This window comes from Hymenobacter jejuensis (assembly GCF_006337165.1).
In the GTDB taxonomy this organism is placed as follows: domain Bacteria; phylum Bacteroidota; class Bacteroidia; order Cytophagales; family Hymenobacteraceae; genus Hymenobacter; species Hymenobacter jejuensis.
The window spans coordinates 3,651,400-3,675,014 of record NZ_CP040896.1 but is presented as its reverse complement, the minus strand read 5'-3'; the positions used below and the strand labels follow the sequence as shown (position 1 = coordinate 3,675,014).

At 56.4% G+C, this 23,615-nt stretch carries 25 protein-coding genes; 14 read left to right on the top strand and 11 right to left on the bottom strand.

Translation table 11 applies throughout. From position 1 onward, the window contains the following. Nucleotides 1-3: 3 nt before the first annotated feature. Both FHG12_RS15310 and FHG12_RS15305 read right to left on the bottom strand, forming a co-directional pair. Nucleotides 4-354 carry a DUF952 domain-containing protein gene (locus tag FHG12_RS15310; RefSeq protein WP_139516554.1) on the bottom strand — a complete coding sequence of 117 codons (351 nt, stop codon included), beginning with the start codon at nt 352-354 and terminating at the stop codon, nt 4-6. A 90-nt stretch (nt 355-444) separates the two neighbouring features. Continuing rightward, entirely contained in the window at nt 445-831 is a 387-nt protein-coding gene (locus FHG12_RS15305; protein ID WP_139516553.1) for a hypothetical protein, read from the bottom strand. A 168-nt stretch (nt 832-999) separates the two neighbouring features. On the opposite strand from FHG12_RS15305, the gene hppD reads away from it, so the two are divergent. Beyond that, a complete protein-coding gene (gene hppD / locus FHG12_RS15300) occupies nt 1,000-2,133 on the top strand; it encodes a 4-hydroxyphenylpyruvate dioxygenase (RefSeq protein WP_139517849.1) in 1,134 nt (377 codons plus the stop codon). An 85-nt stretch (nt 2,134-2,218) separates the two neighbouring features. On the opposite strand, the gene FHG12_RS15295 is transcribed toward hppD, so the two are convergent. Continuing rightward, on the bottom strand, nt 2,219-2,428 hold the full coding sequence (locus tag FHG12_RS15295; RefSeq protein ID WP_139516552.1) for a hypothetical protein: 210 nt from the start codon (nt 2,426-2,428) through the stop codon (nt 2,219-2,221). Nucleotides 2,429-2,645: 217 nt separating this feature from the next. On the opposite strand from FHG12_RS15295, the gene FHG12_RS15290 reads away from it, so the two are divergent. From FHG12_RS15290 to FHG12_RS21015, 5 genes are all read left to right on the top strand, one after another. Continuing rightward, a complete protein-coding gene (locus FHG12_RS15290; protein ID WP_139516551.1) occupies nt 2,646-4,385 on the top strand; it encodes a phospho-sugar mutase in 1,740 nt (579 codons plus the stop codon). A gap of 144 nt (nt 4,386-4,529) precedes the next feature. Next, nucleotides 4,530-5,681 (top strand): porin family protein, encoded by a 1,152-nt coding sequence (locus FHG12_RS15285; protein ID WP_165699420.1) that lies wholly within the window; start codon nt 4,530-4,532, stop codon nt 5,679-5,681. A 69-nt stretch (nt 5,682-5,750) separates the two neighbouring features. After that, nucleotides 5,751-6,257: a hypothetical protein gene (locus FHG12_RS15280; RefSeq protein WP_139516549.1), complete on the top strand. Its 507-nt coding sequence runs from the start codon at nt 5,751-5,753 to the stop codon at nt 6,255-6,257. Nucleotides 6,258-6,302: 45 nt separating this feature from the next. After that, entirely contained in the window at nt 6,303-6,791 is a 489-nt protein-coding gene (locus tag FHG12_RS15275) for a hypothetical protein (protein ID WP_139516548.1), read from the top strand. Nucleotides 6,792-6,877: 86 nt separating this feature from the next. Beyond that, the gene (locus tag FHG12_RS21015; RefSeq protein WP_165699419.1) at nt 6,878-7,024 is read left to right on the top strand and encodes a hypothetical protein; all 147 of its coding nucleotides are present in this window, start codon (nt 6,878-6,880) and stop codon (nt 7,022-7,024) included. A gap of 82 nt (nt 7,025-7,106) precedes the next feature. Here the strand turns inward: FHG12_RS21015 and FHG12_RS15270 are convergent, their stop codons facing one another. The 7 genes from FHG12_RS15270 to FHG12_RS15240 form a co-directional block, all read right to left on the bottom strand. Beyond that, on the bottom strand, nt 7,107-8,789 hold the full coding sequence (locus FHG12_RS15270) for an ABC1 kinase family protein (protein WP_139516547.1): 1,683 nt from the start codon (nt 8,787-8,789) through the stop codon (nt 7,107-7,109). Between the two features lie 120 nt (nt 8,790-8,909). Next, nucleotides 8,910-9,446 carry a phasin family protein gene (locus FHG12_RS15265; RefSeq protein WP_139516546.1) on the bottom strand — a complete coding sequence of 179 codons (537 nt, stop codon included), beginning with the start codon at nt 9,444-9,446 and terminating at the stop codon, nt 8,910-8,912. Between the two features lie 267 nt (nt 9,447-9,713). Continuing rightward, nucleotides 9,714-10,676, bottom strand: a complete 963-nt coding sequence (locus tag FHG12_RS15260) for an alpha/beta hydrolase (RefSeq protein ID WP_139516545.1) — start codon at nt 10,674-10,676, stop codon at nt 9,714-9,716. 138 nt (nt 10,677-10,814) lie between these two features. Beyond that, a complete protein-coding gene (locus FHG12_RS15255; RefSeq protein WP_139516544.1) occupies nt 10,815-11,978 on the bottom strand; it encodes a lysophospholipid acyltransferase family protein in 1,164 nt (387 codons plus the stop codon). 90 nt (nt 11,979-12,068) lie between these two features. Continuing rightward, complete coding sequence (locus FHG12_RS15250; RefSeq protein WP_139516543.1) at nt 12,069-13,364, bottom strand: aspartyl protease family protein; 1,296 nt, start codon at nt 13,362-13,364, stop codon at nt 12,069-12,071. A gap of 62 nt (nt 13,365-13,426) precedes the next feature. Continuing rightward, a complete protein-coding gene (locus FHG12_RS15245) occupies nt 13,427-14,497 on the bottom strand; it encodes an o-succinylbenzoate synthase (protein ID WP_139516542.1) in 1,071 nt (356 codons plus the stop codon). A 172-nt stretch (nt 14,498-14,669) separates the two neighbouring features. Further along, nucleotides 14,670-14,945 (bottom strand): KGG domain-containing protein, encoded by a 276-nt coding sequence (locus FHG12_RS15240; RefSeq protein ID WP_139516541.1) that lies wholly within the window; start codon nt 14,943-14,945, stop codon nt 14,670-14,672. A 266-nt stretch (nt 14,946-15,211) separates the two neighbouring features. On the opposite strand from FHG12_RS15240, the gene egtB reads away from it, so the two are divergent. The 6 genes from egtB to FHG12_RS15210 all read left to right on the top strand — a co-directional run bounded on the left by egtB (nt 15,212) and on the right by FHG12_RS15210 (nt 21,338). Then, nucleotides 15,212-16,516 carry an ergothioneine biosynthesis protein EgtB gene (gene egtB / locus FHG12_RS15235; protein ID WP_139516540.1) on the top strand — a complete coding sequence of 435 codons (1,305 nt, stop codon included), beginning with the start codon at nt 15,212-15,214 and terminating at the stop codon, nt 16,514-16,516. 59 nt (nt 16,517-16,575) lie between these two features. Then, a complete protein-coding gene (gene egtD / locus FHG12_RS15230; RefSeq protein WP_139516539.1) occupies nt 16,576-17,574 on the top strand; it encodes an L-histidine N(alpha)-methyltransferase in 999 nt (332 codons plus the stop codon). A 98-nt stretch (nt 17,575-17,672) separates the two neighbouring features. Beyond that, on the top strand, nt 17,673-18,782 hold the full coding sequence (locus tag FHG12_RS15225; protein WP_139516538.1) for a pyridoxal phosphate-dependent aminotransferase: 1,110 nt from the start codon (nt 17,673-17,675) through the stop codon (nt 18,780-18,782). 91 nt (nt 18,783-18,873) lie between these two features. Beyond that, a complete protein-coding gene (locus FHG12_RS15220) occupies nt 18,874-20,238 on the top strand; it encodes an MATE family efflux transporter (protein WP_139516537.1) in 1,365 nt (454 codons plus the stop codon). Nucleotides 20,239-20,390: 152 nt separating this feature from the next. Next, nucleotides 20,391-20,963, top strand: a complete 573-nt coding sequence (locus tag FHG12_RS15215) for a DUF922 domain-containing protein (RefSeq protein WP_139516536.1) — start codon at nt 20,391-20,393, stop codon at nt 20,961-20,963. 24 nt (nt 20,964-20,987) lie between these two features. Further along, on the top strand, nt 20,988-21,338 hold the full coding sequence (locus FHG12_RS15210) for a tRNA-binding protein (RefSeq protein ID WP_139516535.1): 351 nt from the start codon (nt 20,988-20,990) through the stop codon (nt 21,336-21,338). On the opposite strand, the gene FHG12_RS15205 is transcribed toward FHG12_RS15210, so the two are convergent. Then, nucleotides 21,330-21,707 carry a DUF4296 domain-containing protein gene (locus tag FHG12_RS15205; RefSeq protein WP_139516534.1) on the bottom strand — a complete coding sequence of 126 codons (378 nt, stop codon included), beginning with the start codon at nt 21,705-21,707 and terminating at the stop codon, nt 21,330-21,332. The two genes, FHG12_RS15210 and FHG12_RS15205, sit on opposite strands and share 9 nt — an antisense overlap. Before the next feature lie 38 nt (nt 21,708-21,745). On the opposite strand from FHG12_RS15205, the gene FHG12_RS15200 reads away from it, so the two are divergent. After that, nucleotides 21,746-22,648, top strand: coding sequence for a DUF58 domain-containing protein (locus FHG12_RS15200; RefSeq protein ID WP_139516533.1), 903 nt, complete (start codon nt 21,746-21,748; stop codon nt 22,646-22,648). Nucleotides 22,649-22,688: 40 nt separating this feature from the next. Continuing rightward, a complete protein-coding gene (locus FHG12_RS15195; RefSeq protein ID WP_139516532.1) occupies nt 22,689-23,591 on the top strand; it encodes a hypothetical protein in 903 nt (300 codons plus the stop codon). The last annotated feature ends 24 nt before the right edge of the window (nt 23,592-23,615 follow it).

Sequence of the window (23,615 nt, the reverse complement as noted above, 5' to 3'; positions counted from 1 at the left end):
GCCCTATTTTTCTAAGTCTGGCGGCAGTACGGCTGTGCCGTTCGAGGCTACTGAAAACGGCCACAGCCGTCGCACGGCCGCGACCGGAATTGGGCCAAATACGTGGGCAAACGCTTCGCCACGCGAGCCCACCCACTCGCGTTCCAAGCGTATGCCAGTGGTGGCTAAGCGATCTTCGTCGATTTCCAGGAGCAGTAAGTCCGACCGGCCGGAGTAGTACCGCCGGGCCGTTTCAAGTACCTGCTGCCGTTCGGAACTATGGATAAAGCCCTCGGCCTTCAGATCGGCACTGGCAAAAACGCCGTTTGTTTGGGCGGTCTGCCAGTCGGAAATTTCTGCAGTTATATAAATCATTGATTACCAAATGTTTATGCAAAAAAAGAAACGTCCATCCTCCTACGCCGAGCGTAGCAGGATGGACGTTTCTGCGGGTTGTGAAAGGCCTTATGCCTTCCAGACTTCCTGCTTCACGGTTTTGCCCACCGTGAGTATTACGCGCGTGGGGTTTGGCAACAGCGTCAGGCGAGCTTCTTTGCTGGGGTACTTCTCCGAATCGATCCAGACGCCTTCCTTCGGTGATACGTCCCCGTCGATGCGACTGGGTAGATAGGCCGTAGGCAGCAGCACGTCGGTATCAGAGCCCAGATCAGCATGAACTTTTTCGAGGGCTTCTTCGAGGAAAGTGCCGTACTGTTCGTTGAAATCATCTTCAAGGTCGTGCAGTTCCTCCTCCAGATCATCGTAGCGGTCGTCGCTGTAGGGCAGCACCTGAAGCTCCTGCTTCTTCTGGATGAGCGTAACGAGGGCGCGGTTGAGGTCTTCGGTGTTCATAAAAAGCACGGATACGTAAAATGGATAAACAAAGGTGGCAAGTATTCTGCAATTCTAACACACGTCCGGCAAATGTAGCGCCTGCTTCCCTGCCCGGTGGAGCGTATGGCAACAAAGCCTTATTTTTACCTCGATTCCGTTTTTGCCACCCAACCTATTTCCCACCCCATGGAAACCATGACTTCGCCCGCTGTGCAGGCCCACCCTGCGCACGATTTTCTCCCGCTCAACGGCACCGATCACCTCGAGTTTTACGTCGGCAATGCCAAGCAGTCGGCGTATTATTACCAGGCTGCATTCGGCTATCAACTAGTGGCTTACGCTGGCCCCGAAACCGGTCTGCGCGACCGCGCCAGCTACGTATTGCAACAGGGCAAAATCCGGCTGGTACTCACCACTTCCCTCCTGCCCGATTCCGAAATTACGGAGCACGTGCGCCAGCACAGCGACGGCGTGAAAGTGATGGCGCTGTGGGTCGACGATGCCCGCAAATCCTTTGAGGAAACCACCAAGCGCGGCGCCAAGCCTGCTTTCGAGCCCTATACCCTTAAGGATGAGCACGGCGAAGTCACGCTGGCCGGCATTTATACCTACGGCGAAACCATCCACACTTTTGTCGAGCGCACCAACTACAGCGGGCCCTTTCTGCCCGGCTTCGTAGCCAAAACCAGCAACGTTCCGCAAGGCGAGCCCGTGGGCCTCGAGTACATCGACCACTGCGTGGGCAACGTGGGCTGGGGCGAAATGAACCAGTGGGTGAAGTTTTACGAAGACGTGATGGGCTTCAAACTGCTCATCACCTTCGACGACGACGACATCAGCACGGAGTATTCGGCGTTGATGTCGAAAGTGGTGAGCAACGGCAACGGGTTTGTCAAATTCCCGATTAACGAGCCGGCCGAGGGCAAGAAAAAGTCGCAGATTGAAGAGTATCTCGATTTCTATCATTCGCCTGGCGTTCAGCACATTGCCATCATCACCCACGACATTCGCCGCACCGTAACGGAGCTGCGCCGCCGGGGCGTCGAGTTTCTGAGCGTGCCCGAAACGTATTACGAAGACCTGCTCGACCGCGTAGGGGCCATTGAGGAAGACCTAGAATCGATTAAGGCCTTGAACCTGCTCGTCGATCGCGATGAAGAAGGCTATCTGCTTCAGATTTTTACGAAGCCCGTAGAAGACCGCCCGACGGTGTTCTACGAGATCATCCAGCGCAAAGGCGCCAAGAGCTTTGGGAAAGGCAATTTCAAAGCCTTGTTCGAAGCCATCGAACGCGAACAGGCGTTGCGGGGTAATTTATAAAAATCTAATCCGTTGGCTGACAGCACTCTACAGCCAATATAAATATAAAGCCCTAGCTTCCGAACCCGGAGGTTGGGGCTTTTTTTTAAGCCAGATACAACGCATTGACGCCCGTGGCCCCCAAGCTATTTGGAGCTTGGTGAAACACAACGAGGCGGACCGCCGTTCTGCCGTGTTGCGCCGGCTTGTCAGTGGGCGCTGGTTTGTGGGCAAATACGACCGCTACCGGGATGAGTAGCAGCACGAGCAGCACCACGATCATCAGCAGGTTAATGAGGCGATGAATCTGTTTCATGGCATTGAAAGAGTAATCCGAGAGGGCTACACTACCACCTGAGGCCGTGCTGTTTAGCCCATCCACAGCACGGCCATTTTCCTTCGCAAGTGCGGAAAAAAAAGCCAACATTTCAATCGCATATTCATGTGACCTTGGGCTCACACTACCATGCTTCGGCATTTTCTTCTTTCTTTGAGTCTCCTACTCTGAACCTTCGCTTTTACCCCCTCCCTACATGGCGCTGACTACCGAAATCCAAGAAAAGATAAATACCTGGTTATCAGGTAATTATGACGAAGAATCAAAGGCTAATATTCGTCAGTTAATGGCGGATGGCAGCCAGGAAGAAGCCCTGAGCGACGCTTTTTACCGCAATCTGGAGTTTGGCACGGGCGGCCTGCGCGGCGTAATGGGCACGGGCTCCAACCGCATGAACCGCTACACCCTGGGCATGGCCACGCAAGGGCTTTGCAACTACCTCGTGAAATCTTTCCCGAACCAGGAAATTAAGGTGGCCATCGCCCACGACTCGCGCAACAACAGCCGGGAGTTTGCGCGCATTGCGGCCGGCATTTTTTCGGCCAACGGCATTACGGTGTATCTGTTTGAGGATCTGCGACCTACGCCGGAGCTATCGTACACGATTCGGCACTTGGGGTGCCAAAGCGGCGTCGTGGTCACGGCTTCGCACAACCCCAAAGAGTACAACGGCTATAAGGTGTATTGGCAGGACGGCGCGCAAGTAGTTGCGCCCCACGACAAGAACATCATCCACGAGGTCAACGCCATTCATTCCGTTGACGAAGTGAAGTTTCAGGCCGACGAGTCGCGCATCCACATGATCGGTGCCGATTTGGACGATGCATATCTTACTGAAGTACAGAAACTTAGCATCAACCCGGCGGCGATTCAGCGCCAGCACGATCTGAAGATCGTGTACACGCCCTTGCATGGTACTGGTATCACGTTGGTACCCAAGGCATTAGAGCGCTTCGGGTTTACGAATGTGCACATCGTGCAGGAGCAGGCCACCCCGGACGGTAACTTCCCGACGGTGGTTTCGCCCAATCCCGAGGAGAAAGCGGCCATGCAAATCGCCCTCGACCAAGCCAAGCAGCTTGACGCGGATATTGTGCTGGCCACCGACCCCGACTCGGACCGGGTAGGCATCGGCGTAAAAAACAGCAACGGCGAATGGGTGCTCGTCAACGGCAACCAGACGGCAGCTTTGCTGACGCACTATTTGCTGTCGGCCCGCAAACAGGCCGGCAAAATGACCGATCAGGACTTCATCGTCTACACCATCGTAACCAGCGACGTGCTCGGCGATATTGCGTATGCCCACGGCGTAAAGGCGTACCAGACGCTCACGGGCTTCAAGTACATTGCGGGCATCATCCGCGATCTGGAAGGCAAGGAAACGTACATCGGCGGCGGCGAGGAGAGCTACGGTTACATGATCGGCAGCTTCGTGCGCGACAAAGACGCAGTGTCGGCCTGCGCCCTTATTGCCGAGATGGCCGCCGTGGCCAAAGACCGTGGCCAGTCGCTGTACGAGGCAATGGTAGCCATGTACGCCGAGTACGGGCTGTATAAGGAAGACTTGATTTCGATCACGAAAAAAGGCCAGCGCGGCGCCGAGGAGATCCAGGAAATGATGCGCGATCTGCGGGCCAATCCGCCCGCTACTATTGCCGGCTCACCGGTGGTAGAAGTGCGTGATTATCAGAAAGGTACCCTACATGACCTGCGGACGGGCATCGAAACCCCAACGGGCCTGGAAGCCTCCAACGTGCTACAATTCATCACCGCCGACGGCAGCAAGATTTCAGCCCGCCCATCGGGTACCGAGCCGAAGATCAAATTCTATTTCAGCGTAAAACAACCGCTAAAATCGGCCGTGGATTACGAGATGGAAAACCGCATCTTGACCGAGCGCATTGCCCGCATCATCGACGACATGAAGCTACGGTAGATTACAAATTCCTTTCAAGTAAGAAAAAAGCCCTGGCGCACGTGCCAGGGCTTTTTTCTTACTTGAAAGCGCGGTTTCTTTGAAGTCGAATATTCCTGTTGTTCTATTTTCAATCTCTGTTGCCAAAACTCTACCTTTTTTTACGTGAAGTCATTTGTTTTACTAGCAGCCTTTGGGCTCACTGCGTTTGCGGCTACCGCCCAGCGTGTTAATCAGGATTACCTTGTTACTGCTGGCGGCGACACCTTGCGCGGTCGACTGCAAATACCAGAAAAACTCAAAACAGTACGCCTGTATCAAGAAGGAAAAGGTACTACTGAGTTTGCTCCCGCAGAGGTTACTAGCTACGGCGACGCTGACGGGCCTATTGGGGTCAGCAAAGCGGTTGGGCCTCATGGCAACCGTCAGTTCGTAGCGCCACTGGTGCATGGCTTTGTTAGCTTGTATACCGGCAAAAACACGGATGGAGATCTACGTTATTATTTGCAGCCCGCTGATACAGCTTATGTTATAGAAGTGGCGCCGGGCACAGCTCGCTTGACTTATCTGAAAGTACTTACTGGGTGCCCAACGCTGGATTTTACATACAGCAAAATCGAAAGCCGCTATCCGTACACCACTCCGGGTGTGACTTCTCTGATTACAACCTATAATACTTGCCGTCAGCCACAACAGCCTAGCCAAGTTGTGAAAGCACCCAACGGAATACGAACTTCCTATGGCATAAAAGCGGGCCTTAACGCATCAGACTTCAAGTTCTCCCAAAAGCCTTATACTGGTCAGCATCAGAAAGCCCTGGGTTATCAGGTAGGGCTATTTGTGCAAACTACCAACAAGTCTAGGCTATCTGCATTGGTAGAAATTACCTATCTGGCGCTGCGTAGCTCGTATGGCCCCATCGATTATTTCAACGGCTACGCAGCTTATACAACGACACTCACAACGTCCGTTCGGTATTCGCAGCTCCAGATTCCGTTGTTGTTGCGCTATACCTTCGGCCGCAAGTCCATACACCCCTACTTGAATGCCGGACCGAGTTACGGTCTCAATTTCAACAATCAGTCTGCCAACATTTTCCAGAGTTCCAACCAGACCGAGCCGGATAAGCATGCGCTTCACAACCCGGGTGGTGCCAGCTTTGGCTTAGCGGGTGGCGCGGGCATTTTGGTGCAACGGGCCTCGTTGCCAACTCTGAGCCTGGAAGTGCGCACGGACCAAATGCTTGATGCCACGGGTTTTTACGAATCGGCACCCACGCACAAATCCCTGCGCCTCGATTTAGGAATCATTTTCTAGACTTAGCGGGTGCTGTTGCAAGTGCAGAATTAGCATCTACTGAAGCATTCTTGGCGCTAACCTGCTGTAATGTTCATCACTACCATCCAATCTAGAGGCTTCGTAGCGCGCTGGGGGTTCCCGTTCCTGCTTGCTTTAGGATTTACGTGTTGCGTGATGGCGACGCAAAGCAATTCGGCTTCTATCGCCCGCATGTTCGCCACGCTGGCCATCATCAGCCTCATAGTGGCCTGTGTTCTTGGTTTCAGCAGCACTGATTTTGCCCTTGATCCTTCCAGAAGACGTTATCGGTATTTTGCTACAGTCCTCGGAATGAAAGTTGGCACTTGGCAGCCGCTTCCCCCTGTAAATCGGGTAGTGGTTAAGTTTTTTTCGGAGCTTCCAATTGCCGGCAGACGAGGTTGGCAGGTCAACAATCCCGTTCACTATTACATAGTTATGTTATCGGTGGGACAGTCGGCGAAAGGTATTATTGTGAAGAAGTTTCACGAATCAGAAAAGCCAGAGGCCTTGGAATTGGCCGATGAACTGGCTGCCTATCTCGACGTCGAGGTCGCCTTGTTCGAGCAGGCGTAAGGCACAATGCAGGCGGGCCTATCCGGCTTGGGCTTTTCAAAAGTGATGAATCTGTACTCAGTTTGCTTAAAGCAAAACCTTCGATTTGCCGGCCAGACAGCGATAGTTTGGGCGCTGGTCTTAGCTGCTGCAATGCTAGCGGTAAGTAATTACATGATTGAAACGAGCCTTTGCTTGCTACTGGTTTATCCGATAACTCCGCTTGAGCAAGGGATTTCGTTTGATTTTACTAACAAAAGATACCGCTTCTATACTCGTTTCGCTGGCATAACAGGTGGCCAGTGGGATGCCCTCCCCGATATCGTCCGGGTGGTTTTGAAGTATTACGCTTACGGAACTACAACCACAACCAAGGTCGGCCAAGTCGTGAATAAGAAGCATGCAGGATATATCCTACTGCTATCAGTTCGCGACTCGGCCCAAGGAATTGTTGTGCAAGAATACGACTTGCAGAAGCGTAGGGAAGCAGTGGAGAAAGCCGCTTTGTTAGCTCAGTATCTGCAAGTTGAAGTAGCCGATTACAGCCAAGGCTGAAGCGGTTGCCAAATTTTATTTCCAATCCTCGGCAAACCCTGTCGCTGCCCTACGTATACGCAAGGATTCACACCAACTCTTTTGTTATGGCCTCCACTGAATCCAACAACGCAGCGACGACCTCGTCGGACGCTTCGAGCCAAGCCGAAACTGCCCAGCAGGAACTGCATCGCCGGGTAAAGCAGGCGCAGGAACGGCGTCGGCAAAAGCGCAAGCGTATTCACGCGCACTAAGTTTGCTCGTAGCTCTCTGAGCAAAATCGCCCCACTGGTTACTAACTAGTGGGGCGATTTCGTGTCAGAACAAGCCTTTCCGTTACTCTTTCCGCTTTCGGGTGCCTAGAATAAGCAGCACCAACAGCAGAAACGACGTGATACTAAACCCCCACCACGTAATAACCGGCATGCCGCGGTAATACGGCATGTCGGCCGTGTAGTGCCCCAGCAAGCTCAGCCCCGAAAACAGCAAAAAAGCCACGGCCAGCAAGGCAATGATCGTGCGGCTGACCAACTGGTCAGCCTTGCGCATAAGCAATTGATATCCAGATAGTTCTACCCGAACCCGCAAATCGCCTCGACTGATTTTGCGCATGATCTGGCGGATATCCGTGGGCAGCGTCTGGATCAGGGCCAGCAACTGGGTGCCGGTGTACTGCGCTTCGCTCAGGATGTTTTCGGTAGAATATTGCTCGGCAATGATGCGCGCGCCGTAGGGCCGCACAAACTCGAAGGTGTTGAACGAAGGATGCAAAACCTTGCCAATGCCCTCCAGAATCACCAGCGCCCGCAGGATAAGAAACACTGCCCCAGGCACTTGCAGCTTGTAGTCGTAGATGATGATTTGCAAGCGATCGGCGAGGTCCGACATGCTCATTTCCTTCACGTCGAGCATCGTAAAGTCTTCGATGAGGTCAGTGAGGTCGGCTTCGAAGGCGCGCATGTCGGGAATGTCGGCCGTGAGCGCGAGGCGGCGAAAATTCAGCGCCATGCTGCGCGCATCCTGCCGGGCCATGCCAATAAACACGCCGGCAAAGGCGTACTTCTGCTGCTTGGTAAGTTTCCCTACCATCCCGAAATCAATGAGCACCAGCGTGCCATCGGGACGCACCAGCACGTTGCCAGGGTGCGGGTCGGCGTGGAAAATCCCGAACTCGAAGATTTGCGTCAGGTAAATGTCCATGCCGGTTTCGGCGACTTTCTCCGGGCTCAGTCCCCAGGCCAGCAACTGCTGCTTATCCGAGATCTTGCAGCCACTCACAAACTCAATAATGAGAATCTTGGCCGTTGAGAACTCGCGGTAAGGCTTTGGAATATAGAACGTTGTGTAGCTCTCGTAGAGCTTCCGAAACTGTTCCATACTCCGCGCTTCGGAAGTGTAGTCTAGCTCCTTCATCATGCTGCGCTCAAACGCATCCACGATGTCCTGGGGGTTGGAAAGGCCTTGGTTGCGCAAAAAACCGGCGGTCAGGCGTACCAGTTCGTGCAGCAGGTTCAGGTCGGTGCGCACCTTTTCCTGCACGTCGGGGCGCTGCACTTTTATCACCACGGCCTCGCCCGTCAGCAGCCGCGCCCGGTGCACCTGCCCAATGCTGGCCGAGCCTAACGGCACATCGTCGAACTCGGTAAACACCTCCGAAATCGGGCGGCCCAATTCCTGCTCGATGATTTGCTTGGCCACCTGCACATCAAAAGGCGGCACGTCGCTTTGCAGCTTCTGAAACTCGTCGATGAGCGGCTCGGGCAACAGATCAGGGCGGTTACTTAGGGCCTGCGCCAGCTTGATGAACGTGGGGCCGAGCTCCTCAATCACCATCCGGATGCGCTCCCAGCGCGTCGTTTCAAATACCGGGCGCTCGGCGTGCTGCCACGAGAGGCGGCGCTTCTGGGGCACGAGGCGGCGCAACGTTGTGTTAGTTACCACATCCTCAAAGCCATAGCGCACCAGCACTTCCACTACTTGCCGAATACGGCCCAGATTGGAAATCGTGTTTTTGAACATGCGTGCGGCAACTGGCTAAGTGGGAAGGAACTGCAAAATACAGGGATAAGAGAAAAGCCAGCATCCGCTTCGAGGGCGGCACTGGCTTTTCTCAGGTATCAGACGCAAAACGCGGCCGGCTTACGAAGCCGAGTCGGCGCTGCCATTGTCGGCAGCCGAAGTGGACTGTTTGGAGTTGGTTTTGGCAGCGCCAGCTTTGCCGGCCGCCGATTTTTGGGCCGTGCTGGCAGCAGCGCTGGTTTTGGTTGCGGCTTTCTTGGTAGCGCCGGCTGCTTTGCTGGCCGCGCCAGCGGCCGTGGCAGTGGCCGATTTGCTGCCGCCTGACTTGCTAGCGCCGCTTTTGGAAGCACTTGAGGCTGAAGAACTTGCAGACTTCGAGCCGCTGCCTTTCACGGTGCGTTTCAGCTCTTCCACGTCGGCGTTGGTGGCTACGCCCATGCTTTTCATCACGCGCGAGGCAATGCCGTTGATTTGCTTTTCGAGCTCTTTGCGCTTGGTGTCGGTGTTTTTCTTCAGATCATCCATGATCTTCTTTCCCTCCTGCTCCGACAGCTTGCTTTCCTTCACGAGGGCGTCGATGGTGGTTTGCACACGATCAGTGGTCAGCGACACGAAACCGACGCCGGCGTTGATGAACTTTTTGAATAGATCTTCCATGAGGCTGAATGATTAAAAGGGTTGGTGGGAATAAAAACAATGCGACAAGTCTGCCAGCGCCCGAAAAATAGTATGCAAGCCGACTACTTATCGCAAACCTACAAAATCATAACTATATAGCAGACTATGCAGAAACAATTTTTTCGGCGGGTGGCCACTTGTCATATTTCAAGGCCATAATAAGCTGATTATAGGGCATTTGAAGCTAGGAAATAGTTGTGTTTCTGCTTACATCGGTCGCTATTTTTTGCAGTTCCTGCATTCATCTTAGGCGGCCAGCACCGCCCGTCGCCGCGGCCGTGGCACTGCTTTTTCAGACCGGCTCTGAGCCGCCCAGATTTCCTTCACAAACCCGGCAACTTGGTTGAGTGCCTCGCTGGCTTCGGGCACAACGCGCCAGAACAGATGCCACCAATGCACCAGCCCCGGAAAAACTTGCAGCGTAGCATCTACGCCAGCCGCTTGGGCTTTTTGCACGAAAGAAAGGCCATCGGCGCACAGCACTTCGGCATCGGAAAGCTGAATGAGCAGCGGGGGCAAATCGTGCAGGGAGGCGTGAACCGGCGAAATAAGCGGATGCGTCAGCGGGGTATCGCCGGCGTAAAGCGGTCCCCAACTGCGGATTTCCAATGCCTCGAGAAGCTGGGCTTCTTCGTGGGCCAAGTGCTGAAGCGCGCTATGGGGCAGTACAAGGTCGGTCCAGGGCGACAACCCAACGACCGCGGCCGGGCAAGGATCGTCGGCATCGCGCAGGGCAATGGCAAGCGCCAACGCCAAGCCGCCCCCGGCGGAGTCGCCGGCCACGACGATGTCTTGCGCGCGGTAGCCTTCGCGCAACAGCCACCGGTAGGCTGTGAGGGCATCTTGTAAAGCAGCCGGGAAAGGATACTCGGGTGCTTTTCGGTAGTCGATGGCGAGGGCAGTAAGCCCGCAACGCTTTGCTAACGAGCCGATTAGGGCCCGGTGCGTGTTCAACGAGCCCATTACGTAGCCACCACCGTGCAGATACAGCAATACGCGACGGGCATCGGCAGCTTCGGGCCGAATCCATTCGGATGTAATACCTTCTACATCAACATCTTCCAAGTGCACGCCCCAAGGCATAAATTGAAAAAGAGTGCTCATTTCCAGCGCCAGGCGCATGGCGGGAAGACGGGGCCGCCTGCGCGCCAGAGGGCCCGTAGCGGCCGTGACAAACTGCTTGAGTACGGAATGTTGGGTGGAGGGCATCGGGTGGGAATTGGGACGCTGAGCGTAGAATTCAGCAAGTGGATGGCAGGTCGGGTATTTTCATAATTATTTGAATTACAAATAGTTATGAAAAATTTGTTAAACTTTATAACTCATATCTATTCCTATACCTCCGGCTTACGGCTGTTGAGGTGGTGACTTGCGAAGCGTGTTGCCTTTGTACCCTCGCAAGGCAATAGGAATCCAACCTAATACGGGAATGAAGAAGTACAGGGTGTGGGGGTTGCGCCAAATCATGCGGAGCCACGCGCCCGGCCGGGTCAGATCCATCTGGAAGTCGCGGCGGCCTTCACGGACGTATAATCGCTCGAACTCGGCAAACATGGCTGGCCACGCAAAAGGCAGGAAAAACGGGAAATAGCGCCAGTTTTGCTTGATGCGCTGCCACATTTCCCCCAAGCGGTACGGCGATCGGCCGTGGGCTTTCACGGCGGCGTCCATTTCGGTTTGCATGCGCTGGCGCACTTGTTCCGACAAGGTTTCGTACTCTTCGCGGGTAATCTGGTCGTGGGGCTTGTCGGTGAGTTCGTAGGGCTTGATGCGCGAACCGAGCACAAAGGTGAGCTTGGCCGGATAGGCCATGTAAAAGCACCAGGGCTGCAACAAAACCAGCAGCACAATAGGGCCCAGCGGCAAAAACGGAATCCCGATTTTCTTGGTCTTGTCGTTGAGCCAGCGCCAGCTATACGCGAAGGGATTGAGATACTCGCCGTTGATGGTATAAAACGGCACGATGTCGGTGCGGTGCTGAATGCCCAGCCGGATCATGCTGGTGGCCAGACGCTGCAACTGGTACTTGCGATTGAACCCTTTGCCAATGCCGGGCACGCCCTCCGGATACAGCATCAGGTTGTGGTCGGTGTAGTACATCATCGTTTCGAAGTTGAGCGTGGTGGCATCTACGCATCCACACTTCTTCCAGAAGTTCTTGACTAAGAAGGGGTTCATCAGCACCGATTGCGACAGCATGGGCGCCGACAACGGGCGCGGCAGGTCGCTGGGCTTGGGCAGGCAGCGCATCAGGTGGGCGAGCGCCACCATAGCGTCCCAGGGGAAAGCCATGCCCGAATGGTTGCTGGCGAAAATGAGTGGCCGCTCGGGGTTGTTGCGCTGCGGAAAATCCTCGAAGCCCACCAGCTTGGAGCGAAACCAGATCCGATCCAGCATCTGCAGAATATTTTCGTCGAGGCTGCGGGCAAACTCTTCGTCGAAATAATCGCTGTAGATGTGCTGGTTATCGCGAATGGCAGGCGGCAGCGCGGGCGAAGGAGCCGTGGGCATTGGGCGGCGGAAAAGGACGGGTGGGAGGAAAAAACAGCGAAGTTTTTAAATGTAAGGATTTTGCAAGCCTTTCGTGCGGCGGTGATTTACTCAGATCTGGCGTTTTAGCTGCAGAGCCGTCGTGTACATGTGCCCATCGCTGCGTCGCACAATCAGGAGCAGCAGGCGGCCATCGGCGGAGTGCAGCAGGCGGCTGATCTGGGTCAGGCTCATGCTGGATGCCGGTTGCAGGTTAATGGAAACAATCTCATCGTTGGGGTGCAGGTTGGCCGCCGAGGCGGGTGAATCGGGCTGCACTTTCATGATGATGTAGCGGCGCAAATCGGGGCCAGTCGCCATCAGGTCGAAGCCGCTCATGTCGTGCTCAAACGGGTCGCGGTACAGGCCATTGGGCCGCAACATCAACTGCGCGTGCGGGTAGTCGATGATCATGTTGAAGCGCTTCAACAGCTCGAAACCCACGTTGCCGTTGCGCGGAATATCGACGCGCTGCTGCACGTTGTCGGCGTCGGGGAAGGACGTAAGCAGCGATTTGAGGCGGTATTTGCCGATCTGCAGGGCCGTCACGCGCCCCAGAAAACCGTTGATGTACCCGCTCAGGCCGCGGCCGAGCTGCGAGCGCAGGCGGATGGGCGGCAATTGTAGGCGCGGGTCGGAGCCGACTTCCAGCGACAAAGCATGTCCCGCACCCGTATCCAACACCAATTTCAAGGGCAACGCAAGTTGGTCATTCACAACCACTTCCGTTGTGATGTAGGCTTTGTTGCCTTGCAGCTGTAACGGTATAGTAGTCCAGCTGCGGCCCTGCGGTTGCCGAAACATATAGGGGTCGTGAAACCGAAGCACCAGCTCAACGGGCCGCACCTCGACCACAAAGCTGCGGAATATATCATAGCCCAGAATGCCGTGAATGGGCACGCCCACGTAGCCCGACAGGTTGAGCACGTCTTCCGACAACACCAAAAAGGAGAGCGCCGGCGCTACTACCCCGGGCAGTTCCACGCGCACGCCGTCGCTCTGGAAGGCCTGAATGGCATTTTCCTCACCCGCACCGGCCACTTGAAAGCGGTTGCCGATGGGCAGGTTCAGCGTCTGCCGAAGCGATGGGTCGGTGATGAGCGAAATGCCCACCCCCGTATCAAGCAGAAAGTTGTACGGCCCTTTGCCATTGAGCTTAGCACTCACCACAATGAGGTTGCGCTGCAATTCGAAGGGAATCCGGACGGCCTGTTTTTTCTGATTTACGATGGTAAAAGGCGCCCCCGAATCTTGGGCCGAAAGGGGCACAAAGGGCATACACAACAGCAAAATGAGCAAGCCAAAGCATGTCCACAGGGGCCGAGTACGGCCCGAAACCAGCATGGCAAACAAGCGCGGGGCGGACATAAGAAAGGGAAGGCGGGTCCGGTAATTTACTAAAAAAAGCCGCTAATTGTCTGCCCCTTGTATCACCCCGGTAACTCCCAGTGCGTCTGTGGATTATAATACAGCTGACCGGCCTCGATGTAAAGCGGCGCCGCCAAATTATTGTGATATAGCTGCCCCGTACCGAGCCCTTGGGCAAAGCCAAGCCGTGCGTATTGCCCGGCCAGCTGGCTGATTGCGTTCAGGCCAATGTTCGACTCCAGCGCCGACGTAAGCCACCACGCGATGTCCAGGGCTTCGGCGGTAGCTACCCATTCGAGGGTGGCTTGCAGCCCCCCCACCAAGGTGGGTTTCAGGATGATGTAGGCCGGTTTGATGCGCTCAAGCAACGCTACTTGGGCCGCGGGCTGGGTGACGCCGATCAGTTCTTCATCCAGCGCCACGGGCACGGGCGAGCGTTGGCACACGGCCGCCATGCGCTCGATTTGGCCGGCCCCAATGGGCTGCTCAATGGAATGCAGCTCGAATTGGGCCAGCCGTTCGAGCTTCGACAAGGCCTCGTTGGGGGCAAAAGCGCCGTTGGCATCCACGCGCAACGTGAGTTCGGCCGGACCCGCCACGGCTCTGATTTCGGCCAGCAGCCGCAGCTCGGTCCCGAAGTCGAGGCTCCCGATTTTGAGTTTCAGGCACGAATAACCATCGGCCAGCTTCTTTTGAATTTGCTCGCGCATGAAGCCGGCATCGCCCATCCACACCAAGCCGTTGATGGGCACTCCTGCTTCGCCCCGGCTAAATGCGTTGTCGTAGAGGTGGCGCCGGGCGCCGTGTTGCCAGTCCAGGGCGGCGGTTTCCAGTCCGAACCGCAGCGCAGGCCATTCGGGACCTACGAACTTGGCTATCTCCTCCGGCTCTAATGCGCTTGTATTCAGATTATTAAAATCAGAGCATAACTTCTGGAGCTGCGCCTCAAACCCGGGCTTGTAGTCGGGGCTAAGTCCGGCTAGCGGGGCGGCTTCGCCTATGCCTTCCCGACCGGGTTGGGCCGGGTCGAAAAGATGCAGATACCACGCAACGTGTTCGGTGAGGGCCCCACGCGACGTACGGGCCGGAAAATTGAAGCGCAGAACACGCTGCGAGTAACGGAGTTGTAGCATACGGATATCCTAACAGGCAAACTGCCGATAAGTAACGCCGAAATAACTTACCGCCGAACCAAAGCTTATATCAGGCACAGGATAATTACCTTATAATCAAACACATAAAAAAAGCCTCTACGCAGGGCGCAGAGGCTTAAGAAGGCGGTCTTACGGGCCGAAAGGGGACGAATTACGAGCGGGCAGCAGGGCTGCTTGGTTCGTTACGCGTACGGTTGGACATGCCGCCTTTACGGCCGGCAGCACGCGCCTCTTCCGAAGTAAACCGGTGGCCGCGGCCGCTGGCGTGTGAGGCTTTGCCGCCTTCGCTGGCAATGCGTTTCTGCTGGGCCGGATCCATGGCAGCAAAACCGCGGGTGCTCTTGCGGGCAGAAGCGGCGCTCTGACTGCTTTTCTGCCCTTTTGTAGCCGAAGCAGCGCCGCGTTGGGGTACATCATTTGTTATCATAGCCCAGTGTTTTTGGAGGTGGAATCGGGAACGAACAGTGCTGCTTCAACGGGCAGCCCAACGGCAATAGCTGAAAAAATATCCAAAATATTCTCGCTATTGCACAAAATACCACTTACTACTGACGACCTTCTACGTACTAAAAAGCAAGTGCTGCGCTAAATACTGGTCGAGCTTAGCTCGTGCCGCTCTTGCTTTTGTAGCTATTGGACAAAACTTCACGTACGTTCTGAGGTTACCTCAGCACTGTCCTTTCCTTGCTTGCCATGTCTACTTCACAACCTACGCCAGCTACTGCCTCTGTCCGGGTGCCTGCCTCTCTGCTGGAACGCTACCAGGCAGTGCGCCGCCAAACCGAAATCCTGTGCCGCCCGCTGCTCCCCGAAGACACTGTGGTACAGCCCATTATCGACGTGAGCCCGCCGAAGTGGCATTTGGCGCACACCACTTGGTTTTTCGAGACTTTTTTGCTGGGCGAATACCTGCCAGGGTACCGCGTGTATCACGCCGACTACGCGTTCCTGTTCAATTCGTACTACAATTCGCTGGGCAGCCGCGTCAACCGCGCCGACCGCGGCACGCTGTCGCGCCCGCCGCTGCAAGATGTGTATGCGTACCGCGCCCACGTCGACGAGCACATGCAACAGCTTTTGGCTACTACCGACACGCTGCCGGCGGCCTTTAGCACCGTGTTTGAGTTGGGCCTGCAACACGAGCAGCAACACCAAGAGCTGCTGGTAACGGACATCAAATACATCCTGAGTACCAGTCCTTTGGCTCCGGCCTACCAACCGCTGCCGGCGGCTTTGCAAGAGGCGCCGGCTCGCACTCTGCCCCTGCAATGGCTGGCCGTGCCCGGCGGCGTGCACCGCATCGGCTACGAAGGCACAGGCTTCTGCTTTGACAATGAACAGGCACCGCACGAAGTGTACGTAGCCGATTTCTCGCTTCAGAACCGCTTGGTTACCAATGCCGAATACATTGAGTTTATCGAAGCGGGTGGCTACCAGGATTTTCGCTACTGGCTCGGCGAAGGCTGGGATCTGGTGCAGGCAGCCCACTGGGAAGCGCCGCTGTATTGGGTGCGGAAAGACAACGGCTGGCACCGCTTTACGCACTCGGGGTTGCAGCCCGTCAACCCGGCAGCGCCCGTCACGCACGTCAGCTTTTACGAAGCCGATGCGTACGCGCATTGGGTGGGTGCCCGCCTGCCCACCGAACAGGAATGGGAAATAGCGGCCCGTCACTTTGCCCCTGATGCGGCCAACGGCACCTTCGTGGAAAGCGGCCTATTCGACCCACAGCCCGTATCGCCGGACGCCGACCCCGCACAGTGCCACCAGCTGCTCGGCGACGTTTGGGAATGGACGTATTCGGCTTATCACCCCTACCCTGGCTACGAGCGGGCGGCGGGTGCGTTGGGCGAATACAACGGCAAATTCATGATCAATCAGATGGTGCTGCGCGGCGGCTCCTGTGCCACGCCCGAAAGCCACATCCGGCTTACCTACCGTAACTTCTTTCAGGCCGACAAGCGCTGGCAATTTACGGGCATTCGGCTGGCCAAATAGCAACTACTTGATTATCAGAAATATAAACTGAACAGGCAATTTTGCTTGCTGTACCCCCTATGCGCACTTCCACTGCCCACGATTCTGCTTTGCTTCCGCCCACGTCCACGCAACTTTTGGCCCAACACGTAGCCCAAGGTCTGAGCCGTACGCCCAAAACGCTGTCGTCGATGTATTTCTACGACGACGCAGGCAGCCGCCTGTTTCAGCAGATTATGGCGCTGCCGGAGTATTATCCCACGCGCACCGAGTTTGCCCTGCTCACGGCACATTGCGAAGCCATCGGGAAGGCCTTGCGCCCGCAAGAGGCTGACGAACCCTTCTTCTTGCTGGAACTAGGCGCCGGCGACGGCCTGAAAACCAAGATCTTGCTGCGGCACCTGCTCGAAACCGGGGCGCAGGTTACGTATGTGCCTGTTGATATTTCTGCCGCCGCCCTCGATGGGCTGGTAGCCAGCTTGCAGGCCGAGCTGCCCGACTTGCCGGTCGAACCCGTTGTAGCTGACTATGCCGACGCGCTGGCCTTAATGGCCGCCCGGCCAGGCCGCAAAGCCGTGCTGTTTTTGGGCTCCAACATCGGCAACTTCCTACCCGACGAGCGCCTGCGTTTCCTGCGGCGCTTGGCACGTCCGCTCACTTCCGACGATCGTTTGCTAATCGGTTTTGACCTGCAAAAAGACCCGCGCATCATCCGGGCGGCTTACGACGATGCGCAAGGCGTAACGGCTTCGTTTAATCTTAATTTACTCGTGCGCCTCAACCGCGAACTGGGCGCCGATTTCGACTTGGGCCACTGGCAGCACTACACCGATTATGACCCGCTTGACGGCGCCGTCAGGTCATTTCTGGTCAGTACGAAGGCTCAGACCGTAAACATTGCGGCATTGCAACAAAGCTTTGAGTTCGCGGCCTGGGAGGTCATTCACACAGAAAATTCCTATAAGTTCACCCGCCCCATTCTCGACAATTTGGCAGCGCAATCTGATCTGCAAATTCTTGAATATTTTACCGATGATAAGGATTATTTCGTTGACGCTATTTTTAATGTAACTAGCTAATCAATTGAAAGTAAACAGTTTATAAATTACTCCCGAAGCTCCTATTTTTATACTTCACAAAGATTGCTAAGTTCACGTGCTTTTTAACACAATTGCACATGCACAGCGCGGTCATTAGCCTAGCATCCGGCTATGGATATTTCCCGACTCCGACGGTGGCCGTCGAGGCTGCGACGCGCCTTATTCAGGGCGGGCAGCTATCTGTAAGCCCCATTGAAGGCCTGCCCGCTTTGCGCGAAGCTTTGGCCAGCACTTACCGCCGCTCGAGCGGCTATGGCGTCTCGCCGCAACAAGTGGTGGTGACGCCGGGCGGCAAAGCGGCGCTGTTTGCCTTGTTCAAAACGTTGCTGCGTCCCGGCGACGAAGTATTGGTGCCAACCCCGGTGTGGTTTGGGTTCAAAAGCCTGATTGAACAGGCCGGCGGAAACATGCGCCCCCTCCCGCTCAACAGCACCGACGACTACGCCCTGACGCCGGCCGCTGTGAAAGCAGCTATCGGGCCGCGCACGCGGATTTTGTTGTTTAGCAACCCGAACAACCCCACGGGCCGCATTTACAAACACGCGGAAGTAGAAGCCATTCTGGACGTGACCCGGCAACACCCGAATCTGATGGTGATTTCGGACGAAATCTACGATTTGGTATCGTTCAGCACGGAGCCGGTGCCTTCGCTGCTGGAGTTTGCCGACCCGCACGCCCAGCACGTTGTCGTCAACGGATTCTCCAAATCGCTGGCGTTGGTAGGCTGGGGCGTGGGCTACTTGGTGGCCCCGACGGCCGTGGCGCAGGTGTGCGCGGCCTGGCAATTTTCCACCGCCGCGGCAGTTCCTACGCCCAACCAGCATGCAGCGTTAGCCGTCACCAAAGCCTCGGCCAGCATTACCCGTGAGTTACTTGCACAGCTGGCCACAACGCGCAACATCTTGCTGGATGGCCTGGCAGACCTGCCCAATGTGCATTGCCACATTCCTGAAGGCACGTATTACGCCTTCCCGGATTTTACCGCTTACCTAACGCCTCGCATCGACCCAATTATCGCGTCGGCCAGCTTAGTAACGCGCTTGCGCAAAGCCGGCGTAGACGTCGTAGACGGGGCCAGCTGCGGCGCCCCGGGGTTCGTCCGGCTGTCGTATGCCGTACCCGAGGAGGCGTTGCGAGAGGCGCTACGTCGCATCCGGAAGGCACTGGCCTCGGCCCCTGTGTTTTAGGGCAACTGGTTTTCGCCGGAACATCTTGACAAAGCGGGAATACCCGCGGCGGGCGTCGTACCTTTGCGGCCCAATTCCACCCGTCCGAGTCATGCAGTTTTCCTCGCTCCGCCCGCATATCAAGCCTACGCTTTTACTTGCTTATCCTGTGGTACTGAGCCAGTTGGGCCACGTCTTGGTCAACGTGTGCGACAGCGTGATGGTGGGCCAAACCGGCAAGATTCCGCTGGCAGCCGTGTCGTTGGGCGTGAGCGTGAACACAGTGGTGATGGTGCTGGGTTTGGGCCTCTCGATGGGAATCACGCCCCTCGTGGCCGCTGCCGACGGCAAGCGCGACGTTCGCCGCCTCGGCGAGTTGCTCGTGCACGGCGTGTGGCTGAGCGCGGTGGCGGGCTTGGTGCTGGCCGGTGTCGGCTTCCTGATTGCGCCCTTGCTGCATCACCTCCACCAGCCGGCCGAAGTGGTGGCGCTGGCGGCACCGTGGGTGCGGGTGCTGTTTGTGTCGTTGCTGCCGCTGATGGTATTTCAGGGCTTTAAGCAATTTGCTGAGGGCCTGGGCCTTACACGCCAAGCCATGTTCCTGTCGATCATGGCCAACGTCATCAACGCCTTGTTGTGCTACGCGCTCATTTTTGGGCACTTTGGCGCCCCGCGTCTTGGCTTGATGGGCTCAGCATGGGCAACCCTTACGGCCCGCATTCTGATGGCCTTATTTATGGGCTTGTACGTGTTGCGTGCGGCGCGCCTGCGGCCGTACCGCGAAGCCGCCGGCCATTGGTTGCACCCCGAAGCCGCCGTGCTGCGTCGTCTGATCGGATTGGGTGCCCCAATTGGCGTGCAGATGATGTTCGAGATGGGCGCGTTCAGCTTTTCGGCCATCATGATTGGCTGGCTCGGCGCTACCTCACTTGCTGCTCACCAAATTGCCATTAATGTGGCGTCGGTGACGTACATGGCGGCCAGCGGCATCGCGGCGGCGGCAACTATTCGGGTGGGCAACCTGCGCGGCCTCGGCGACTTATCGGGCGCGCGGAACGCGGGTTTCACTTCCTACACGCTTACGTTCTTGTTTATGAGCACGATGGCGTTGGTGCTGATTGCAGGCCGGAACCGTATTCCATATTTCTACAACCACGACCCGCAGGTGGTGGCTTATGCTTCCAACCTGCTGCTGATTGCGGCTTTATTTCAGGTTTCCGATGGTCTTCAGGTGGTGGGGCTCGGCGCGTTGCGCGGCCTCGAAGACGTGAAAGTGCCTTCGGTGGTGGCGTTGTTGGCGTACTGGGCCGTGGCGTTGCCGCTGGGCTACGCATTGGGCTTCCTGCTGCATCTGGGCGCGACGGGCGTCTGGATCGGGTTGCTGACGGGCCTGTCGCTGGTGGCGGGCGTCTTATTGTGGCGCTTCCGGCAGCACAGCGCCGTACATGTTCGGCAGGAAGCCCTTTTGGCTCGCTAGCCGACTCCAAGCTTATTTATATAAATAACTGACAATCAAACACTTATATAAATTAATTCGAGGAGAAATAAAAAGCCTTTGCACTTCTGCTCACGAACTAGAACTTGAAGGTTGTACGTTGTAGTGCTTTCTGACTTACTACTGACCTGGTAATGCCCGTTTTCTCCTTTCTCCTTCCGCTGCTGTTTTGGCTGCCGATGGCTTCCACACCAGCCCCGCAAAACACAGTTGTGGCCGCCGACCCCGCTACGCTGATTCCGTGGTCGCCGACCCGGCCGCTGGCTTGGTCCGATTTCAAGAGCAAGCCCACACCCGCCGATAAGCTGGCCGCGCTCACTACCGCCACCATCGACGTAAAAGCCGGCTGCACCGATTTCGTTTTCAACTACAGCGTGCGGGCCGTGTTTTCGCCCACCGAATCGTGGGTGCGCGAGGCTACCAAGTCCAACGAGTCGCTGCTGAAACACGAGCAGCTGCACTTCGACATCACGGAGTACCACGCCCGCAAGCTGCGTCAAAAGCTGAGCACGCTGCACCTCAACTGCGCGCACTTGCAGCCCGGGTTTAAGAACGTAACCAACGCCGCCTTTGCCGAATGGCAACGCGACGAGGCGCGCTACGATGCCGAAACGAACCACGGCCTGAACACGCCCAACCAGAAGAACTGGGAAGGCCAGATCAAGCTGAAGCTGGCCCAACTCGATCGGTTTGCCGTCGCGCCCTAACGCGAGCTTTTCTACCTTGCCTGCATGGAATCAGCTTCTGCCGTTATTTCGTGGGCCGATTTTGAGCGCGTGGACATCCGCGTGGGCACCATTCTGGAAGCCCGCGAATTTCCGCAAGCCCGAAAGCCAGCCTACCAATTGCTTGTCGATTTAGGCCCCGAAATCGGCCACAAACGCTCCAGCGCCCAAATTACGCGCCATTATCAGCCCCCCGACCTGATAGGCCGCCAAGTGCTGTGCGTGGTCAACTTCCCGCCCAAACAAATCGGCCCGTTTCGCTCCGAAGTACTCGTGACGGGCGCAGCCGATGCTAACGGTGATATTGTACTGGCTTCTCTGGCGGCGCCCGTGCCCAACGGCCACCGCTTACTTTAGCGGCTTGGCTTGCGTCGCGGCTCTGGCTTTTTCCTCGCGTTTGGTCAGGCTATCGATTACGCTGCCGTAGATGTTGTCGAGGTCTTTGTTGTGAATGGCGTAGTAGCGGTAGCTCTGCTTAAACACCGAATCCGTAATGCCACGACGCTGAAACACTTCTTTTTGCAGCGTGTTGTAGAGTGCCCGCGCCGAATCCTGCGGAAGGTTGACGGCATCGACCCGCGCTTCCAAAATGTGCAGCTCCGTTAGCAGGCTCTCCATCTGCTCTTTGGGCAAAAGCCGAGCGGGCGGCGTAGGTTCTTCGGGACGCTGACAACACGCTAGCGCAAGACTCAAAAACAGCAGAAAACTGGCAGGAAGCTTTTTCACGGTGACAAAGTTAGTTCGAAACCCGTAGTTTAGCCGAAATGAATTCGCCCGCCGCCACACCGTTCCAGCAACTCGTGCGCAAGCTTCGGCAAATGGAAATCCGCATCCTGAAGGCTGTGGACGCGCAGTTGCAAGGCGATTTTCATTCCGTGTTCAAGGGCACAGGGTTGGAGTTCGACGACGTGCGCCTCTACCAATACGGCGACGAGGTACGCGCGATCGACTGGGCCGTATCGAGCAAGGGCCACGGCACGTTCGTAAAGACCTACAAGGAAGAGCGCGAACAATCGGTGTTGCTGCTGCTCGACGTAAGCGCCTCGCAGCGTGTAGGTGCCGAAGGCCGCCGCAAGCTGGACGTGGGCCGCGAAATCTGCGGGGTGCTGGCGCTCTCGGCTGCCCGGCAGGATGCGCAGCTGGGCATCCTGGCCTTTTCCGATCAAAAGGAATTGTACTTGGCACCCGGCAAAGGCGTGAGACATGCGTATGCGCTTATCAAACAGCTATTTGCGTTGGAGCCTCGCTCCCGCCATACGGCTGTGGCGGCTGGCATCAAGCAGGCACTAGGGCTGCTCAAGCGCCGGAGCATTGTGCTGCTGATCTCCGATTTTATCGACGCGAATTACGAGCGCGAACTCACCATGCTGGCGCGCAAGCACGATTTGGTCGTGCTACAGTTGCTCGACAAGCGCGAGCGCGAGTTTCCACCGCTGGGCATCGTGCCCTTGCACGACCAAGAATCGGGGCGCACGGTGTGGGTAAACACTTCTTCGGAAGCCTTTCGGGCGCGTTACCGGGCTACCTATGAGCAGAACCGCGAGCAGATCGGGCAAATCTGCCGGCGCCACCGCACCGAATACTTATCCATTGCCACCAACACCGACTACCTGCCACAGTTGGTGAATCTGTTTCGGCGGCGCAATCAGCGGGGAGGCCGTGCGTAAGATTGGCGCAAGCTTCGTTAAGAAGCTGTTTTTGAGCAAGATGCATTGGGCCATAGCTGCCGCATGGCTGCTGGTACCGCTGAGCGCATTGGCCCAATCGCCGCCGGATCAGCCGCAAAGCCGCTTTTTGCGCCCATCAGTACGTATAGGCGAAGTAATTGATTATGAGCTAGTTCACAATCATGAGTCTTCCCTGGAAGTAATCTTCCCAGATTCGACGGCCAAGTTTGAGCCGTTTGAGTTCGTCGGCAAAACCTATTATCCCACCCGCACCCGCAAAGGCCGCAGCCTCGACCGCACCGTGTACCACCTGCGCACCTTCGCGCTCGATTCGGTGCAGCGGCTGAGCTTGCCCATCACGGTTTTGCACGGCCGCGATACGCTTACCATCGCGACGGCCCCGGCCACCGTGCGGCTGATGCGAACGGCTCCAGCACCGGCCCTCGACACTCCGCCCGTTTTGCGGCAGAATACTACGCTTCTGCCTGTAGAACAGCGTTTCAACTACCCATATTGGCTGGCGGGCGCGGCGGCCGTAATCTTGGTAGCGCTGGGAATTGTGGTGGGTTTTGGCCGCACTTGGCGGCAGCGGTATCAGCTGTATAAGCTCCGCAAAAACCATGTGTATTTTCTGGCCCAATACGCCCGCCACGTCGAGCGCTTCACGTTGTCGCGGTCGCTGACCAATATGGAACGCGCCATCACGCTGTGGAAAAACTACCTGACAACCCTAGAAAACAACGCCATTAACAGCCTCACTACCAAAGAGATAGTGGAGCACTACCAAAACAACGGCGACGTAAAGCAAGCCCTGCGCATTGCCGACCGCGTAATTTACGGCAACCAGCTCACCGAAGAAGAAGAAGAAACGGAAGAAGCCTTTTCGCTGCTGCGCAACTTTGCCGAACGCCGCTACGACATGGTCACGACCCGATTCTTTTAACTCTTATCTACTTGATTCTAAACC

Bases quoted from the DNA above. Each gene is read 5' to 3' on its own strand.
- FHG12_RS15310 (WP_139516554.1), bottom strand. From the start codon at position 354: ATGATTTATATAACTGCAGAAATTTCCGACTGGCAGACCGCCCAAACA.
- FHG12_RS15305 (WP_139516553.1), bottom strand. From the start codon at position 831: ATGAACACCGAAGACCTCAACCGCGCCCTCGTTACGCTCATCCAGAAG.
- hppD (WP_139517849.1), top strand. From the start codon at position 1,000: ATGGAAACCATGACTTCGCCCGCTGTGCAGGCCCACCCTGCGCACGAT.
- FHG12_RS15295 (WP_139516552.1), bottom strand. From the start codon at position 2,428: ATGAAACAGATTCATCGCCTCATTAACCTGCTGATGATCGTGGTGCTG.
- FHG12_RS15290 (WP_139516551.1), top strand. From the start codon at position 2,646: ATGGCGCTGACTACCGAAATCCAAGAAAAGATAAATACCTGGTTATCA.
- FHG12_RS15280 (WP_139516549.1), top strand. From the start codon at position 5,751: ATGTTCATCACTACCATCCAATCTAGAGGCTTCGTAGCGCGCTGGGGG.
- FHG12_RS15275 (WP_139516548.1), top strand. From the start codon at position 6,303: ATGAATCTGTACTCAGTTTGCTTAAAGCAAAACCTTCGATTTGCCGGC.
- FHG12_RS21015 (WP_165699419.1), top strand. From the start codon at position 6,878: ATGGCCTCCACTGAATCCAACAACGCAGCGACGACCTCGTCGGACGCT.
- FHG12_RS15270 (WP_139516547.1), bottom strand. From the start codon at position 8,789: ATGTTCAAAAACACGATTTCCAATCTGGGCCGTATTCGGCAAGTAGTG.
- FHG12_RS15265 (WP_139516546.1), bottom strand. From the start codon at position 9,446: ATGGAAGATCTATTCAAAAAGTTCATCAACGCCGGCGTCGGTTTCGTG.
- FHG12_RS15260 (WP_139516545.1), bottom strand. From the start codon at position 10,676: ATGCCCTCCACCCAACATTCCGTACTCAAGCAGTTTGTCACGGCCGCT.
- FHG12_RS15255 (WP_139516544.1), bottom strand. From the start codon at position 11,978: ATGCCCACGGCTCCTTCGCCCGCGCTGCCGCCTGCCATTCGCGATAAC.
- FHG12_RS15250 (WP_139516543.1), bottom strand. From the start codon at position 13,364: ATGTCCGCCCCGCGCTTGTTTGCCATGCTGGTTTCGGGCCGTACTCGG.
- FHG12_RS15245 (WP_139516542.1), bottom strand. From the start codon at position 14,497: ATGCTACAACTCCGTTACTCGCAGCGTGTTCTGCGCTTCAATTTTCCG.
- FHG12_RS15240 (WP_139516541.1), bottom strand. From the start codon at position 14,945: ATGATAACAAATGATGTACCCCAACGCGGCGCTGCTTCGGCTACAAAA.
- egtB (WP_139516540.1), top strand. From the start codon at position 15,212: ATGTCTACTTCACAACCTACGCCAGCTACTGCCTCTGTCCGGGTGCCT.
- egtD (WP_139516539.1), top strand. From the start codon at position 16,576: ATGCGCACTTCCACTGCCCACGATTCTGCTTTGCTTCCGCCCACGTCC.
- FHG12_RS15225 (WP_139516538.1), top strand. From the start codon at position 17,673: ATGCACAGCGCGGTCATTAGCCTAGCATCCGGCTATGGATATTTCCCG.
- FHG12_RS15220 (WP_139516537.1), top strand. From the start codon at position 18,874: ATGCAGTTTTCCTCGCTCCGCCCGCATATCAAGCCTACGCTTTTACTT.
- FHG12_RS15215 (WP_139516536.1), top strand. From the start codon at position 20,391: ATGCCCGTTTTCTCCTTTCTCCTTCCGCTGCTGTTTTGGCTGCCGATG.
- FHG12_RS15210 (WP_139516535.1), top strand. From the start codon at position 20,988: ATGGAATCAGCTTCTGCCGTTATTTCGTGGGCCGATTTTGAGCGCGTG.
- FHG12_RS15200 (WP_139516533.1), top strand. From the start codon at position 21,746: ATGAATTCGCCCGCCGCCACACCGTTCCAGCAACTCGTGCGCAAGCTT.
- FHG12_RS15195 (WP_139516532.1), top strand. From the start codon at position 22,689: ATGCATTGGGCCATAGCTGCCGCATGGCTGCTGGTACCGCTGAGCGCA.